Annotated in this window: 15 protein-coding genes; 11 read left to right on the forward strand and 4 right to left on the reverse strand. The window is 39.2% G+C overall.

Annotated features, from left to right (window positions below; all coding sequences use genetic code 11):
* The first annotated feature begins 39 nt into the window (after positions 1–39).
* The 10 genes from HMPREF9189_RS06035 (at position 40) to HMPREF9189_RS06080 (ending at position 11,064) form a co-directional block, all read left to right on the forward strand.
* Positions 40–693: a uracil-DNA glycosylase gene (locus HMPREF9189_RS06035; protein ID WP_001164852.1), complete on the forward strand. Its 654-nt coding sequence runs from the start codon at positions 40–42 to the stop codon at positions 691–693.
* A gap of 9 nt (positions 694–702) precedes the next feature.
* Positions 703–1,167, forward strand: a complete 465-nt coding sequence (locus tag HMPREF9189_RS06040) for an 8-oxo-dGTP diphosphatase (protein ID WP_001135753.1) — start codon at positions 703–705, stop codon at positions 1,165–1,167.
* A gap of 12 nt (positions 1,168–1,179) precedes the next feature.
* Positions 1,180–2,448: a dihydroorotase gene (locus HMPREF9189_RS06045; RefSeq protein ID WP_000924519.1), complete on the forward strand. Its 1,269-nt coding sequence runs from the start codon at positions 1,180–1,182 to the stop codon at positions 2,446–2,448.
* 41 nt (positions 2,449–2,489) lie between these two features.
* Positions 2,490–3,830 carry an MATE family efflux transporter gene (locus HMPREF9189_RS06050; RefSeq protein WP_000283629.1) on the forward strand — a complete coding sequence of 447 codons (1,341 nt, stop codon included), beginning with the start codon at positions 2,490–2,492 and terminating at the stop codon, positions 3,828–3,830.
* A 178-nt stretch (positions 3,831–4,008) separates the two neighbouring features.
* Positions 4,009–4,977: a thiamine pyrophosphate-dependent dehydrogenase E1 component subunit alpha gene (locus HMPREF9189_RS06055; protein WP_000105343.1), complete on the forward strand. Its 969-nt coding sequence runs from the start codon at positions 4,009–4,011 to the stop codon at positions 4,975–4,977.
* A gap of 15 nt (positions 4,978–4,992) precedes the next feature.
* Positions 4,993–5,985: an alpha-ketoacid dehydrogenase subunit beta gene (locus tag HMPREF9189_RS06060; protein WP_000448717.1), complete on the forward strand. Its 993-nt coding sequence runs from the start codon at positions 4,993–4,995 to the stop codon at positions 5,983–5,985.
* 489 nt (positions 5,986–6,474) lie between these two features.
* On the forward strand, positions 6,475–7,518 hold the full coding sequence (locus HMPREF9189_RS06065) for a dihydrolipoamide acetyltransferase (protein ID WP_000752711.1): 1,044 nt from the start codon (positions 6,475–6,477) through the stop codon (positions 7,516–7,518).
* Positions 7,519–7,561: 43 nt separating this feature from the next.
* A complete protein-coding gene (lpdA, locus tag HMPREF9189_RS06070; RefSeq protein ID WP_001162901.1) occupies positions 7,562–9,265 on the forward strand; it encodes a dihydrolipoyl dehydrogenase in 1,704 nt (567 codons plus the stop codon).
* 59 nt (positions 9,266–9,324) lie between these two features.
* On the forward strand, positions 9,325–10,314 hold the full coding sequence (locus HMPREF9189_RS06075; protein ID WP_000874009.1) for a lipoate--protein ligase: 990 nt from the start codon (positions 9,325–9,327) through the stop codon (positions 10,312–10,314).
* Between the two features lie 108 nt (positions 10,315–10,422).
* Positions 10,423–11,064, forward strand: coding sequence for a hypothetical protein (locus tag HMPREF9189_RS06080; RefSeq protein WP_000598745.1), 642 nt, complete (start codon positions 10,423–10,425; stop codon positions 11,062–11,064).
* Positions 11,065–11,148: 84 nt separating this feature from the next.
* Here the strand turns inward: HMPREF9189_RS06080 and xerS are convergent, their stop codons facing one another.
* The 4 genes from xerS to HMPREF9189_RS0102110 all read right to left on the reverse strand — a co-directional run bounded on the left by xerS (position 11,149) and on the right by HMPREF9189_RS0102110 (position 14,713).
* Positions 11,149–12,219, reverse strand: coding sequence for a tyrosine recombinase XerS (gene xerS / locus HMPREF9189_RS06085; protein WP_000817893.1), 1,071 nt, complete (start codon positions 12,217–12,219; stop codon positions 11,149–11,151).
* 303 nt (positions 12,220–12,522) lie between these two features.
* Positions 12,523–12,975 carry a zinc-ribbon domain-containing protein gene (locus HMPREF9189_RS12535; protein WP_255261170.1) on the reverse strand — a complete coding sequence of 151 codons (453 nt, stop codon included), beginning with the start codon at positions 12,973–12,975 and terminating at the stop codon, positions 12,523–12,525.
* A gap of 226 nt (positions 12,976–13,201) precedes the next feature.
* Complete coding sequence (locus tag HMPREF9189_RS12540; RefSeq protein WP_255261171.1) at positions 13,202–13,609, reverse strand: zinc-ribbon domain-containing protein; 408 nt, start codon at positions 13,607–13,609, stop codon at positions 13,202–13,204.
* 597 nt (positions 13,610–14,206) lie between these two features.
* Positions 14,207–14,713, reverse strand: a complete 507-nt coding sequence (locus HMPREF9189_RS0102110) for a restriction endonuclease subunit S (protein ID WP_009755322.1) — start codon at positions 14,711–14,713, stop codon at positions 14,207–14,209.
* A 259-nt stretch (positions 14,714–14,972) separates the two neighbouring features.
* Between HMPREF9189_RS0102110 and HMPREF9189_RS06095 the strand changes: the two genes are divergently transcribed.
* Positions 14,973–15,986: a hypothetical protein gene (locus HMPREF9189_RS06095; protein ID WP_000410650.1), complete on the forward strand. Its 1,014-nt coding sequence runs from the start codon at positions 14,973–14,975 to the stop codon at positions 15,984–15,986.
* Positions 15,987–16,273 lie beyond the last annotated feature (287 nt).

Here is a 16,273-nt window from a genome sequence, read left to right on the forward strand (position 1 = left end):
TGCTATAATAGAGGCAGTAAAAATGAAGGAGCAGGCTTTATGCAACACTCATCATGGCATGCTTTGATTAAGGAGCAATTGCCTGAAGGTTATTTCGGGAAAATCAATCAATTTATGGAACAGGTCTATGCTCAGGGAACTGTTTATCCACCTAAGGAAAAGGTTTTTCAGGCTCTGTTAACAACGCCACTTGAAGAGGTTAAGGTGGTGATTCTGGGACAGGATCCTTATCACGGGCCAGGTCAAGCGCAGGGCTTGAGTTTTTCGGTTCCAGATGCTATTCCAGCTCCGCCATCCTTGCAAAATATCTTGAAAGAATTAGCAGATGATGTCGGAGTTAAAGCATCCCATGATTTGACAGCTTGGGCTGAGCAAGGAGTTTTACTTCTCAATGCTTGTTTGACCGTTCCTGCTGGGCAGGCAAACGGTCATGCTGGGCAGATTTGGGAGCCCTTTACGGATGCTGTGATTCGGGTGGTGAATGATCTAGACAGACCAGTCGTTTTTGTACTCTGGGGATCCTATGCACGTAAGAAGAAGGCTTTGGTTACAAATCCTAACCACTTGATTATCGAATCAGCCCACCCTAGTCCGTTATCTGTTTACAGAGGATTTTGGGGTTCCAAGCCTTTTTCTAAGGCCAATGCATTTTTAGAAGAGACAGGACAAGAGCCAATCGATTGGCTTAGATAAGGAGAAAATATGCCTCAGTTAGCGACGATTTGCTACATTGATAACGGAAAAGAACTACTCATGCTCCATCGCAATAAAAAGCCCAATGATATCCATGCTGGCAAATGGATTGGTGTGGGTGGTAAGCTAGAGAGAGGAGAGACGCCTCAGGAATGCGCGGCGCGTGAAATCTTCGAAGAAACAGGTCTGAAAGCCAAGCCTGTGCTAAAAGGCGTTATCACTTTTCCTGAGTTCACACCTGATTTAGACTGGTACACTTATGTATTTAAGGTGACAGAGTTTGAGGGTGACTTGATTGACTGCAATGAGGGGACCTTAGAATGGGTTCCCTATGATGAGGTCTTGAGCAAGCCGACTTGGGAAGGTGACCACACCTTTGTTGAGTGGCTCTTAGAGGATAAACCCTTCTTCTCAGCCAAGTTTGTTTATGATGGGGATAAATTGTTGGATACCCAAGTTGATTTTTATGAATAAAGGAGAAAACAGATGCTACTAATCAAAAACGGTCGTGTAATGGACCCTAAGTCTGGTTTGGATCAAGTGTGTGATGTTTTGGTCCAAGATGGAAAAATTGTCAAAATTGCCCCTGAAATCAAGGGAGAAGGAGCAGAAGTGATTGATGCGACTGGTCTAGTAGTAGCGCCTGGTTTAGTGGACATTCATGTTCACTTCCGTGAGCCTGGTCAAACCCACAAGGAGGATATTCATACCGGTGCACTAGCGGCAGCGGCAGGTGGTTTCACAACGGTTGTCATGATGGCTAATACGAACCCTACCATCTCGGATGTAGAGACCTTGCAAGAAGTTCTCCAGTCTGCTGCCAAGGAAAAGATTAACGTCAAAACGGTTGCGACTATTACCAAGAACTTTAATGGCCAAGACTTAACTGACTTTAAGGCACTTTTGGAAGCTGGAGCAGTTGGTTTCTCAGATGACGGTATCCCGCTTGAAAGTAGCAAGGTTCTCAAAGAAGCCTTGGAAAACGCCAAGAAACTAGGTACCTTTGTTTGTCTTCACGAGGAAGATCCTGGTTTGAATGGAATTCTTGGTTTCAACGAAAACATCGCTAAAGACCACTTCAAGATCTGTGGTGCGACAGGTGTAGCAGAATACGCTATGATTGCGCGTGATGTCATGATTGCCCATGCAACTAAGGCCCACGTTCATATCCAGCATTTGTCTAAGGAGGAAAGTGTCAAAGTAGTAGAGTTTGCTCAAGGTTTGGGGGCCCAAGTCACAGCAGAAGTGGCACCACAACATTTTTCTAAGACAGAAACTCTTCTTTTAACTCAAGGTAGCAATGCCAAAATGAACCCTCCGCTTCGTTTGGAATCAGACCGTCGTGCCGTTATCGAAGGTCTCAAGTCAGGTGTTATCACAGTTATCGCGACAGACCACGCGCCTCACCATGCAGATGAGAAAAATGTAGAAGATATCACCAAAGCGCCATCTGGTATGACTGGTTTGGAAACCTCTCTTTCTCTTGGTTTGACTTATTTGGTGGAAGCTGGTGAACTAAGCTTGATGGAATTACTAGAAAAAATGACTGTCAATCCAGCTAAATTGTACAACTTTGAAGCAGGCTACTTGGCTGAAAATGGTCCAGCGGACATCACTGTCTTTGATGACAAGGCTGATCGTACTGTTGGTCCAAACTTCGCTTCAAAATCAGCCAATTCTCCATTTATCGGGGAAACTTTAAAAGGGCAGGTCAAATATACCATCTGCAAGGGACAAATTGTCTACCAAAACTAGATGGGACTCTGCTCTTAAATTGAAAAGAATAGAGAGCACTTATGTACCCAACCCATCAATTTAAAGATAAGTTTGTTTTATTTCTTAAGATATTTTTCCCTATCCTGATTTATCAATTTGCCAATTATTCTGCCTCTTTTGTTGATACAACAATGACTGGGCAGTACAATACCATGGACTTGGCTGGTGTATCAACTGCAACGAGTCTATGGAATCCTTTCTTTACTTTTTTAACAGGGATTGTTTCGGCCATGGTGCCCATCATTGGTCACCATCTTGGTCGAGGCAAAAAGGAAGAAGTTGCGTCAGATTTTTACCAGTTCATCTATTTGGCCTTGGGTCTATCTGTGGTCTTACTGGGACTGGTACTTTTCTTGGCACCTCTTGTCTTAAATCATATCGGACTAGAAGCTCAAGTAGCGGCAGTTGCAGTTTCCTATCTTTGGTACCTGTCTATTGGAATTATTCCCTTGTTGCTTTTTAGTGTCATTCGATCATTGTTAGATTCTCTTGGATTGACCAAGCTATCTATGTATCTGATGCTCCTATTACTTCCGCTAAATAGTGGTTTTAACTATCTCTTGATATATGGAGCCCTTGGTTTTCCAGAGCTTGGTGGCGCAGGAGCAGGTCTAGGAACTTCTCTAGCCTATTGGGTTTTACTGGGAATTTCCCTGCTTGTTTTGTTCAAACAGGAAAGATTAAAAGCGTTACATCTTGAAAAACCTATTCCACTCAATATAGATAAAATCAAGGAAGGTGTTCGATTAGGTCTACCAATCGGAGGAACCGTATTTGCGGAAGTGGCTATTTTCTCCGTGGTGGGACTAATCATGGCTAAGTTTTCATCGCTCATCATCGCCAGTCACCAGTCAGCTATGAATTTTTCGAGTCTCATGTACGCTTTTCCCATGAGTATTTCCTCTGCTATGGCGATTGTTGTGTCGTATGAGGTGGGGGCTAAACGTTTTGAGGATTCTAAAATCTATGCTCGTTTGGGGAGAATAACAGCCCTCATTTTTGCTGGTTTTACCCTGTCCTTTCTCTACATTTTTAGAGATCGTGTAGCAAGTCTATATGGGAATGACTCTCAGTTCATTGAAACAACGGCTGTATTTCTGACTTACAGTCTCTTCTTCCAGCTAGCTGATACCTTTGCGGCTCCGCTCCAGGGGATTCTAAGAGGCTATAAGGACACTATCGTTCCTTTCTATCTTGGCCTAATCGGATATTGGGGAGTAGCGATACCTCTAGGATATCTATTAGATCAAGCAACTGACTTGGGGGCATTTGCCTACTGGATTGGGTTGATTGCCAGCTTGATTGTTTCTGGCTGTTTGTATCAATGGCGTTTGAAATCCATAATGAAAAGATTGGGCTAATTTTTGGAAAACATCCCGAAAAACAAGTTTGTGAAAAAATACTCTAACTAAAATAAATCCCTGTTAAAACGGGGATTTATTTTTTTACCTTGTGAAATTTTAACGGTCATATACTTTGACAGTGTTTTCTAAAAACGGTAAAATAGTAAAGTAAGTACAAAGTTAGAAAGGCAAGAAGATGTCAACTTTAGATATAAATCTTTTGCTAGAGATGTTCCGTAAGATGGAAGAAATCCGTCGTATGGACTTAAAAATTGCGCAATTAGTAAAGAAAGGGAAAGTGCCAGGAATGACGCACTTTTCTGTTGGAGAAGAGGCAGCTAACGTGGGTGCTATGTTGGCTCTCAATCCAGATGATCTAATTACCTCAAACCACCGTGGTCACGGACAAGCTATTGCCAAAGGAATTGACCTCAATGGAATGATGGCTGAAATCCTTGGCAAATACACTGGAACTTGTAAAGGTAAAGGTGGTTCTATGCACATCGCTGACCTGGATGCTGGTAACCTTGGTGCCAATGGTATCGTAGGTGGTGGTATGGGAATCGCTGTTGGCGCAGCCCTCAGTCAGCAAATGAAAAATACCGGTAAAATCGTTGTTTGCTTCTTTGGAGATGGTGCGACCAACGAAGGTGTCTTTCACGAAGCAGTAAACATGGCTTCTATCTGGAACCTGCCAGTCATTTTCTATTGCATTAACAACGGTTACGGTATCTCTGCGGATATCAAGAAAATGACGAATGTGGAGCATATCCATCAACGTAGTGCTGCTTATGGAATCCCTGGAATGTTTATCGAAGATGGAAACAATGTCATCAATGTCTATGAAGGATTTAAGAAAGCCGTAGACCATGTTCGTGGTGGCAATGGACCAGTTTTGATCGAAAGTATCACTTATCGCTGGCTTGGTCACTCATCATCTGACCCTGGTAAATATCGTACTCGTGAAGAAGTGGAATTGTGGAAACAAAAAGACCCAATCGAAAATCTTCGCAAATACCTCATTGAAAACAATATTGCAAGTGCAGAAGAATTGGAAGAAATCCAAGCGCAAGTCAAGGAAGCAGTAGAAGCTTCTGTTAAATTTGCGGAAGAAAGCCCATTCCCACCACTAGAATCAGCATTTGAAGATATTTACGCAGACTAAGGAGAAAGAGATAAAATGGAAACAAAAACAATGTCGTTCCGTGACACCATTATCCTTGCTATGTCTGAGGAAATGCGTCGCGATGAAAATGTATTCTTGATGGGAGAAGACGTCGGTGTCTTCGGAGGAGACTTCGGAACTTCTGTTGGAATGCTTGAAGAATTTGGTCCAGAACGTGTCCGTGACTGTCCGATTTCTGAAGCTGCCATCTCGGGAGCAGCAGCAGGAGCAGCTATGACAGGACTTCGCCCAATCGTTGATATGACCTTTATGGATTTCTCAGTCATTGCCATGGACAATATCGTCAACCAAGCTGCTAAAACACGTTATATGTTTGGTGGTAAAGGTCAGGTTCCAATGACAGTTCGATGTGCAGCTGGTAACGGAGTTGGTTCTGCGGCCCAGCACTCACAATCTTTAGAGTCTTGGTTTACTCACATTCCTGGACTTAAGGTTGTAGCACCAGGTACACCTGCGGACATGAAAGGACTGCTAAAATCTTCTATCCGTGATAATAACCCTGTTATCATTCTTGAGTACAAGTCAGAATTTAACCAAAAAGGGGAAGTACCAGTTGATCCAGACTATACAATCCCACTTGGGGTTGGGGAAATCAAACGCGAAGGTACAGATGTAACAGTTGTTACTTATGGAAAAATGCTTCGCCGTGTGGTTCAAGCTGTCGAAGAATTGGCAGAAGAAGGAATTTCGGTTGAAATTGTTGACCCACGAACCCTTGTACCGCTTGATAAGGATATCATCATTAACTCAGTTAAGAAGACAGGTAAGGTTGTTCTGGTCAACGATGCTCACAAAACAAGTGGCTATATCGGAGAGATTTCAGCTATCATTTCAGAGTCAGAAGCATTTGACTATCTAGATGCACCAATCCGCCGTTGCGCCGGAGAAGATGTGCCAATGCCTTACGCACAAAACCTAGAAAATGCTATGATTCCAACCGTTGAAAGAATCAAAGATGCCATCCGAAAAACTTATAACAAAGAATAATCTTGCATAAATTAAATTATGTAAGATTTTAGAGGTTTTTAACTTTAGTAACTTGAGATATGTATTGTACCCAAGTTAGTTGCAAATTTGCGACAGGAGGGAGTCGAATCGATTATATTCGACGAACGACTTAGTATCATGTAATTGAATTTGGACGGAGGTCTGCGAAAAAAAGATAGATTTCCTTGTGTTCAGCGAACACATCGTCAATCTCCTATTTTTTCATTGCCCTCTTCGTCCTTAATATCTTAAATTAGAACACGGGCTAAAAGCTCGGAAAAAAGATAAATCTCCTTGGCTTCATCAAAGTCTGCGTAGATTTCCTATTTTTCAGTCGCTTTTTACGCCCTTAGTATCATGTAATTGAATTCGGACGGAGGTCTGCGAAAAAAAGATAGATTTCCTTGTGTTCATCGAACACATCGTCAATCTCCTATTTTTTCATTACCCTCTTCGTCCTTAATATCTTAGTATAGAATTGGAGAGGTCATGGCTGATGACAAGCTAAGAGCGACTCCTGCGGCTAGAAAGTTAGCGGATGATCTAGGGATCAACCTCTACGACGTTTCTGGCTCAGGTGCAAACGGTCGTGTCCACAAAGAAGACGTGGAAACTTATAAAGACACAAACGTGGTTCGCATTTCGCCACTTGCAAAACGAATTGCCCTCGAACATAACATTGCTTGGCAGGAAATCCAAGGAACTGGTCATCGTGGTAAGATCATGAAGAAGGACGTTTTGGCCTTGCTTCCTGAAAATATCGAAAACGACACCATCAAGTCTCCTGCTCAAATCGAAAAAGTGGAAGAAGTTCCAGACAATATCACTCCTTATGGTGAGATTGAGCGTATTCCAATGACACCAATGCGTAAGGTTATCGCCCAACGTATGGTTGAATCCTACCTAACCGCGCCAACCTTCACACTCAACTATGATGTCGATATGTCAGAAATGTTGGCTCTTCGTAAGAAGGTCCTTGATCCAATCATGGAAGCAACTGGTAAGAAAGTAACGGTTACAGACCTTCTTTCTCTCGCTGTTGTGAAGACCTTGATGAAACACCCATACATCAACGCTTCATTGACCGAAGACGGCAAGACTATTATCACTCACAACTATGTCAACCTTGCTATGGCAGTTGGGATGGATAATGGATTGATGACACCTGTTGTTTACAATGCTGAAAAGATGAGTCTTTCAGAGCTGGTTGTAGCCTTCAAGGATGTCATTGGTCGTACCTTGGATGGTAAATTAGCTCCAAGTGAGTTGCAAAACTCAACCTTCACAATTAGTAACTTGGGAATGTTTGGCGTTCAGTCCTTTGGTCCGATTATTAACCAACCAAACTCAGCAATCCTCGGGGTGAGCTCAACAGTTGAAAAACCTGTAGTTGTCAATGGTGAGATTGTCATTCGCCCTATCATGAGCCTTGGATTAACCATTGACCACCGTGTTGTAGATGGTATGGCTGGTGCTAAGTTTATGAAAGACTTGAAAGCCTTGATTGAGAACCCAATCTCAATGTTGGTTTAAGTCAGCTATTGTTTTTTAGAGATTTAGATAAAGGAAGTAAGACATGGCCTTAGAAGTAATTATGCCAAAAGCCGGCGTGGATATGACAGAAGGACAAATTGTCCAATGGAATAAAAAAGTCGGAGAATTTGTAAAAGAAGGAGAAATCCTTTTGGAAATCATGACTGACAAAGTCAGCATGGAATTGGAAGCCGAAGAAGATGGATACTTGATTGCCATCCTCAAAGGAGATGGTGAAACTGTTCCAGTAACTGAAGTTATCGGTTATCTTGGAGAAGAAGGGGAAAACATCCCAACTGCTGGAGCAGTTGCGCCAGAATCAAAACCTGCACCTGCAGCTAGTGCCTCAAACGACGATGGTAAGAGCGATGATGCCTTTGATATCGTTGTGATTGGTGGAGGTCCTGCTGGTTATGTGGCGGCGATTAAAGCTGCTCAACTTGGTGGTAAGGTTGCCCTTGTTGAAAAATCAGAACTCGGTGGAACCTGCTTGAACCGTGGCTGTATCCCAACTAAGACCTACCTTCACAATGCTGAAATCATCGAAAATATCGGTCATGCAGCAAGCCGTGGTATCGTCATTGAAAATCCAAACTTCACTGTAGATATGGACAAACTCCTTGAAACCAAGTCTAAAGTTGTCAATACTTTGGTTGGCGGAGTTGCAGGTCTTCTTCGTAGCTACGGAGTTACTGTTCATAAAGGAATTGGTACCATCACTAAAGACAAGAATGTCTTAGTTAATGGTTCAGAATTGCTTGAAACCAAGAAAATCATCCTTGCTGGTGGTTCAAAAGTCAGCAAGATTAACGTTCCTGGTATGGAATCATCACTTGTAATGACCAGTGATGACATTCTTGAAATGAACGAAGTTCCAGAAAGCCTTGTTATCATCGGCGGTGGCGTTGTCGGTATCGAACTCGGTCAGGCATTCATGACATTTGGTTCAAAAGTAACTGTTATCGAAATGATGGACCGTATCGTTCCAGCTATGGATGCGGAAGTGTCTAAGAATCTTCGCTTGATCCTTGAGCGTAAAGGAATGACCATCTTGACAGGTACAAAATTGCAAGAAATCATCGAAGAAAATGGTCAACTTCGTATCAAGGTTGAAGGAAAAGATGATATCATCGCAAGCAAAGCGCTCCTTTCAATCGGTCGTGTGCCGGATCTTGAAGGTATTGGCGATGTTGAGTTTGAATTGGATCGTGGACGTCTCAAGGTCAACGAATATATGGAAACTTCTGTTCCAGGTATCTACGCACCAGGTGATATTAATGGTACTAAGATGTTAGCCCACGCAGCCTTCCGTATGGGTGAAGTTGCCGCTGAAAATGCCCTTAAAGGAAATCATGCTGTTGCCAAACTTAACTTGACTCCTGCAGCTATCTACACTCTTCCTGAAGTAGCAGCAGTAGGTCTAACTGAAGAACAAGCTCGTGAGAAATACGATGTAGCTATCGGTAAATTCAACTTTGCTGCGAATGGACGTGCTATTGCATCGGATGCTGCTCAAGGTTTCGTAAAAGTCATTGCAGATAAGAAATACGGAGAAATCCTTGGTGTTCATATCATCGGTCCTGCAGCTGCAGAATTGATCAACGAAGCGTCAAGCATTATTGAAATGGAAATTACTGTTGAAGAAATGCTTAAGACTATCCACGGACATCCAACCTATTCTGAAGTGATGTACGAAGCATTTGCAGATGTTCTAGGAATGGCCATCCATTCACCTAAGAAAAAATAAATCGAAGATAGAATAGACTGGAAAGGTATTTTCCAGTCTCTATCGTATAAAGGGATATCATGAAATACATTATCAATCATTCAAACGACACTGCTTTTAATATTGCCTTGGAAGAATACGCCTTTAAACATCTTTTGGATGAGGATCAAATCTTCCTACTTTGGATTAACAAGCCATCTATCATTGTTGGGCGTCACCAGAACACTATCGAAGAAATAAACCGTGATTATGTTCGAGAAAATGGGATTGAGGTAGTCCGCCGTATCAGTGGCGGTGGAGCTGTTTATCACGATCTAAACAACCTCAACTACACCATCATCTCAAAAGAAGATGAAAATCGTGCCTTTGACTTCAAGAGTTTTTCTACACCAGTAATCAATACCTTGGCTCAACTTGGAGTCAAAGCTGAGTTCACAGGTCGTAATGACCTCGAGATTGACGGCAAGAAATTTTGTGGAAATGCCCAAGCTTATATCAATGGCCGTATCATGCACCACGGTTGCTTGCTCTTCGACGTTGATTTGTCAGTCCTTGCTAACGCACTTAAGGTTTCAAAGGACAAATTTGAGTCAAAAGGTGTAAAATCCGTCCGTGCTCGTGTAACCAATATTATCAATGAATTACCAGAAAAAATCACAGTTGAAGAATTCCGTGATTTGCTATTGGAATACATGAAAAAAGAGTACCCAGAGATGACCGAATACGTTTTTTCTGAGGAAGAATTGGCTGAAATCAATCGTATCAAGAATACCAAGTTTGGTACATGGGACTGGAACTACGGTAAATCACCTGAGTTTAACGTCCGTCGTGGAACAAAATTCACTAGTGGTAAAGTCGAAGTTTTTGCCAACGTCATTGAATCAAAAATCCAAGATATCAAGATCTATGGTGACTTCTTTGGTATCGAGGACGTTGCAGCTGTAGAAGATGTCCTTCGCGGCGTGAAATACGAACGCGAAGATGTCCTCAAGGCACTAGAAACTATTGATATCACACGCTACTTTGCTGGAATTAGCCGTGAAGAAATTGCCGAGGCAGTTGTTGAATAAAGTCAAAGATATCCATTCAACATGGATATCTTTTATCTTAAACTTGATATTCAAAAAAATGAGAGTATAATATAGAGGAAGTCTGAAACAAAAAGGGGATCAAATTCAATGATTAAAGTTCCAGTGGCAAATCTTGGTCTATTTGAACAGTTAGATCGTATCGTAGTGGCTTTTTTTAGGAAGCAACAATCTTCCAGTCCATATGATTTGAATGTCAGTATTACACAAGAACATCTTGACCAGAAAAAGCAAGAGCTAGAACCATTAGGCTATCAAGCTGTCCAACTACCATTAGGAATGGCTTTAGATAATATCATTCAACAACCTTATTATAAAAACTTAATCATTGGTGGACTTGCTCCCGACGAAATTATGGTTAGTAAAGAAGAATTAATACCTTTGAAAGATATTGTAGATAGTTTTTGTATTATGTACGCTGCAGCGAATAACAGACTGGAAAATAGTAAGGCTTATGAATTAATGAAAGATAAGACGGTTTATTTTATTGGTAAACTATTTACAGATATTCCAAAAGCTGGTGATGAAATTGCTTATTTAGGAATTGATCGGATAGCGAGCGATGGTACACCATATGAAGCAGTTAAATGCTTTTTAACGGAAGAGAGTGCAGAGAAGTATAATAGCGAAAACGGACCTATTAGTCCAGCTAACCTCGCATATCTAAAATCATTTTGGGGGAAGCCAGTTATTATCGAACCCCACAGAAATTATTGGATTGAGTTTTTATAGAGAGAATAGAAGAGCGTAAAATTCTATCAAAGATCTACGCTCTTTTTCTAGACTAAAGATATTACATAATTTATATTATGTATCTCACAAGCTATCCAAGGCATTTTTTTGTTCGTCATTTACGATATGAGTATACAAATCAGTAACTTGTGTGCTGGCATGTCCTAGCTGGTGGCTGACCAAAACCTGTGATTTGGTTGCATCATAGAGACGGGTTGCTAGGGTATGGCGAAGTTTGTGGGGTGTTACACGGACTTTGAAGTCTTCTGAATACTTGGCCACCATCTTTTCAACACTAGAAGCATCAATCCGGTTCGGAACACCTCGATACAAGGTTAAGAATAGGGCTGTATCGGTCTTTTCTGTCTTATATCGTTTGTCTCGAATGGCAAGATATTGCTCTAAATAAGGCTTAGCAAAGGCAGCAACATTAACGGAGTCACGTTTTCCACCTTTTCGAGTGACATCAATCACCATCATCTTAAGATTGAGATCTCGAAGATCCAGGTTAACTGCTTCAGAAAGACGAACACCAGAGGCAAGAAGAAGTGCTATAATGGCTAAATCTCGCTCTTTGTTCTTATTAAAGGAAGATAAGGCACGATTTGAGAGTGTTTTAGGGTATTCCTGGTCGATATAGTACAGAAAACCTTCTGTTTCATCACCTAAAAAGAGTTTTTGCTTGATGTTTTCAGCTCTGGCAGCAAGGGTTTCTTTCTTTTTCTTGGTTGAAACTTTCTTCATTACATTACGATAGAAATAGGGCTCTCCTTGGTCATTTTCAACTTCCTCAGTTAGATACTTGTAAAGACTAGAAAGTGCTGACAAGGTCCGATTGATGGTCGTCTGAGAGACACCTTGTTTGGTTGTATTGGCGTTCAGCAAAGGTCGTTCTCTTAGATATAGGATAAAGGATTCCATATCTTTCTTTGACATGTTTTCCAAGACTGATAAAGGAATATCAGCAATTTTATCCGCGTTTGAAATCCCAGACTCCAAAACCCAGCTGAAAAATCGATCGTATTCCTTGAGATATTCGTACAAGGTTGTAAAACTATAGGGAACAGCCAGCTTAGATTGGTAGTATTCCAGAACATACCAGGGCATGATTTGTTTTAATTTCTCGATTCGTTCTAGTAAAATCTCACGTTTCATGATTTTCTCCCTAAATTAGTCTACTAGTAGTATAGCATAGACTTATATATTTTTCAAGAAAATTATAGTTTTTCGGAAAGATGTTGTAGATTTTTTTAGAAGTAATAAAAAAGAATAAAAAACATAACCAAAAATTTTTTTCAGGCAAAAATTGTTCAAAAATGTACTTTATTTAAGTGAATACTGAAAATTTTAAAAGCTTTTCATCTACTCTAAAATGTACTTTATTTAAGTGAAAACTAAAAATTTTTCAAATGTACAATTTTGACAGAATAAGAACACTTTATATTATTTAAAGTGTTCTTATTTTTTTATATCTTTTTTAAACTGTACAAAATGTTCTTGCTTTCTTCTGTATCCTTTGCAAATTGAATATGCCTTTTTATTTCGCTTTCTGTACGTCATTCTTTCTTTAACTTGAATTTTATAACGATGATCTGGATTTTCTTGACATATCCACCATACAGACATATTACTCAACTCTGTGATTTCAGTTGGATTTGCTATTAGGAGGTTATTTACATAATCCCACTCATTCATTAGACTTTGTTGTGTTGTTGCTAAGTCATTAAACCCTTTTAAAACTTTTTGATTTCTACAATATGGACAAGAATTATCTCTGTAAAATTTTTCTTTAATGACTTCCTGATATTCTCCAGTACATACAGGACATTTCCACCATGCGGTATATGTTGAATTAGCCCTTACTGAAGACATTTCTTGTTTATTTAATGTAGACCATTCTTTAATTAACAAAGGATGTGTTGTTTCTAGATCGTTATAACCCTTTGCAGTCTTTTTAAAAGAACAATATGGACAACATATTGGTCGTTTTCGTAGCGTTCAGAAATTTTCGCTTTAAAATTCCTGTGACATTATCGACAAATCCAATCAACTAATACATTTGAATCATAGAAGAAAGTATCAATATCTCCGTTAAGTTCTTTCGCCCATTCATTGATTAAGTAGGGCTTAACATAGTTTACTGTTTCATTTGGTTTAGGGAGTTTTTATTGCAGTAAGGACATATAGAGTTAAGTTTACTAGAATTATTTTTTGTAAATGCCTCTAAAACAATCCCTAATCTTTCCTGAAATTCTAAATTGCAACAATCACAAATCCAAGTAAATATTTTATTCTCAGCTTCAACCGATCTCGTCACCTCATCAGTTTTTACTAAGTTCTTGCTACTCCAATAATCACATAATTCAGGATAAATATCTGGAATTGTATTATAGCCTTTTAATGCTTGTTCGTTATTGCAATATGGACAAGTATTAGGCACTTCTCTTCTAATTGGAATTGAACACAAGTATTCACCTCTACAAACGGAGCAATTCCACCAATATTTTTTTGTTTCAATGTGACTCAATGCTAAATGAACAGGCAATCCATTTTTATCGCTCCATTCTTCCTGTAATTATGGAAATTGTAGAGTATATCATTGTTAAAAACAAGTGTATCCCAATCACAGTTGTTAGGACATGTTTCAAAATTACTATTTTCTAAGTCGGTTCTTGGAATCATTTCAATAGGACTGCAATAAAAACTGACATGGCAACAAGGGCATTCCAAATTTATACATTCAGAAGACTTATACCAGTATTCAGAAATAGATTTATCATTACTTTTATCCCAAAATTTCTCTAAATAAGGATGAGTTTCTTGTAAAGTATTATACCCTTTTAACATCAACTTATCATCACAATAAGGGCATCCTTCAAGATGCCTTTTAACAACACAACAGTCATATTGACCATGACACTTAAAACACTGCCATCTTACTAAGATGTCGGATAAGCTATCAATCATATTACTTTTTACAAGAGTTGGAATAAATTGCTTAAAAAGATTTCTATCTGTATGTAATTCCGATAAAGTATCTGAAATAAAAAAGAATGCTGATAAATCAACATTCTCTTCTTGTATTTTTTGAGAAAAAATGTTCCTTTTGTCTGTTTAGCTACCAAAAAGATACCATATAACCTTATTTAAAAACAGTTGATTTGCTCTTGCTGATGTATTCATCTTTATATTCAACAACGTCCTCAATAAGCTGTTTCTTTATTACTTGAATATATTTTTCCATGTATTCAAAATCAATAGTACCACTTTTTGTCACTGGAAGTTCAATATCAATATTTGAAATAACATCAAGAGCAAAAGAAGATTGACCCCAAGAAAAATTTGTAAAAGCTTTTTTCATCGAACTAATTAAATACAAAGCAATATTTTCTGTTAATTTCCCATATTTTTTATTTAACTTAAATATTTGAATCTTATCTCCTGTAAAGTAGGCATTTGGTTGATAATACATAGTTACAGTATCTTGACCGAAAGAAATAGTATTGGAGGGATTTAAAAATTTTTCATCAAAATCAATATATCCTCTGATTCCATTTTCACCTTCTCCTCTAGCAACATATGGGAATTCACCGTTAAAAGTAACAATATTCGCATTTATCTTCTTCTTAGTAGGTAGGTATGATATCAAAAAAAGTTAACTACAGAAACAACGGAATTAAATTTGTTTTTTGCGCTAAAATGATGCGCACGTTTAGAATAAAACAAGTATTAAACTTAATACAATTTTAACATAGCGGAAAAGAGGTGTAAAGAATAAATACTCTGAAAAGCTTGTATACATTTTTGATTCGTGCACAAGTATGTAAATATTGTAAAACAATTTCAAAATGTGGTAGACTAGATATGAATTTTGATGGACGATAATTAGGTCAGAGAAAAGGTTACAGATGGAAAAATTTGTTTTTATCGGAATGCTAGTGTTCTTGGCATTTGTGTTTATTGGAATATTGTTTTGGCTGCGTTTTAGAATGAAGAACACCTTTGAGAACGGTGTTCCAGTGTACGATGCCCCAGCAAATAATCAGACTAGGACGAGTAAGCTAAGCGTAGGAGAGTATGCAGTGCACATAATTTTAATACTAATTAGCGCTGTAATTGCCTTTAAGGTCATGAGCATGTTCCGTCATGGGGCGGCGCCAATTGGTGCTGCTATAATCACGCCTTCTATAATGTCGCTTTTCAATGCACGAAGGAGAACTGGGAAATCTTGGATGGGTATCGTTGCAGTGCTTATGATATTCGTGTTTTTGATGTTTGTATATATAATTATAGGCCTACCTGATAACGCACCTCCACTTAAAATTGACGGAACTGAAATTCATCTTACAGAGACTAAGATTTCGGATTTGATAGACAAGGGGTTTGAAATTTATGTGTCAAATGGTAGACATGATTATCCTAATTATAACGAGCTTTTGACAACGGGAAGCTATACTAAATACCAAGGAGCTGGGGTTAGCGTACCAAACGGCTTTAAGTCATATGACTCAGCAGTTACGCGATCTACCTATCTTCTTGTAAAGAAGAATGTAGTTCTCGGATGTATAGGTGTTTACGGAGATAAGAGGAAGAGTACGGAGCTGAAGGACTGTGTAGTTACGCAGGTTTGCTTCGATTCTGAGTGCACAGCTGTTGCCAAAAAATATGAAATTTCATATAATATAGATGGTATAGATTTGCTAAAGAAGCTTGACGAAAACGAGTTCACGAAAGTATTTGGGAAAAAAATATGGCTGACTCCAAGCGAGCCAAGAGATGAATATTTGGGTCATTATGGCGTGCAGTGGGGAGCAGGTAACAATGAATTCTTTTGGAATCATTATTTTATGAGTTTAGACCTTGATTCGAATAATGATATAGTTAATTTTAATTTTAGTTCTAATATTGTAGCAGAGCGATAGAAGAATTTGCAGGGATAATTAGGCAAAATGAAAAAGAAAAAAGTACTAAGTAAGACAAAGTATGCTATTTATCTTCTAGTGGTCCACCTTATATGCATACTTTTCACTATAAGCAAAATAGTGATACCTTCATGGGGTCACTGGTTAGAAACGACACGCTTTCTTTGGACTAGCTTTCCTACCTATGTATGCGTGTTAATAGCCATTCTCCCAATGGTATGCTTTTGGCCATATTTGATTAGTGCAGATTTTAAGCCGGGTACAGCAAAGACCTTGCTTGCGACTTT

The organism is Streptococcus sp. oral taxon 071 str. 73H25AP (assembly GCF_000146755.1).
GTDB lineage: Bacteria > Bacillota > Bacilli > Lactobacillales > Streptococcaceae > Streptococcus > Streptococcus oralis_T.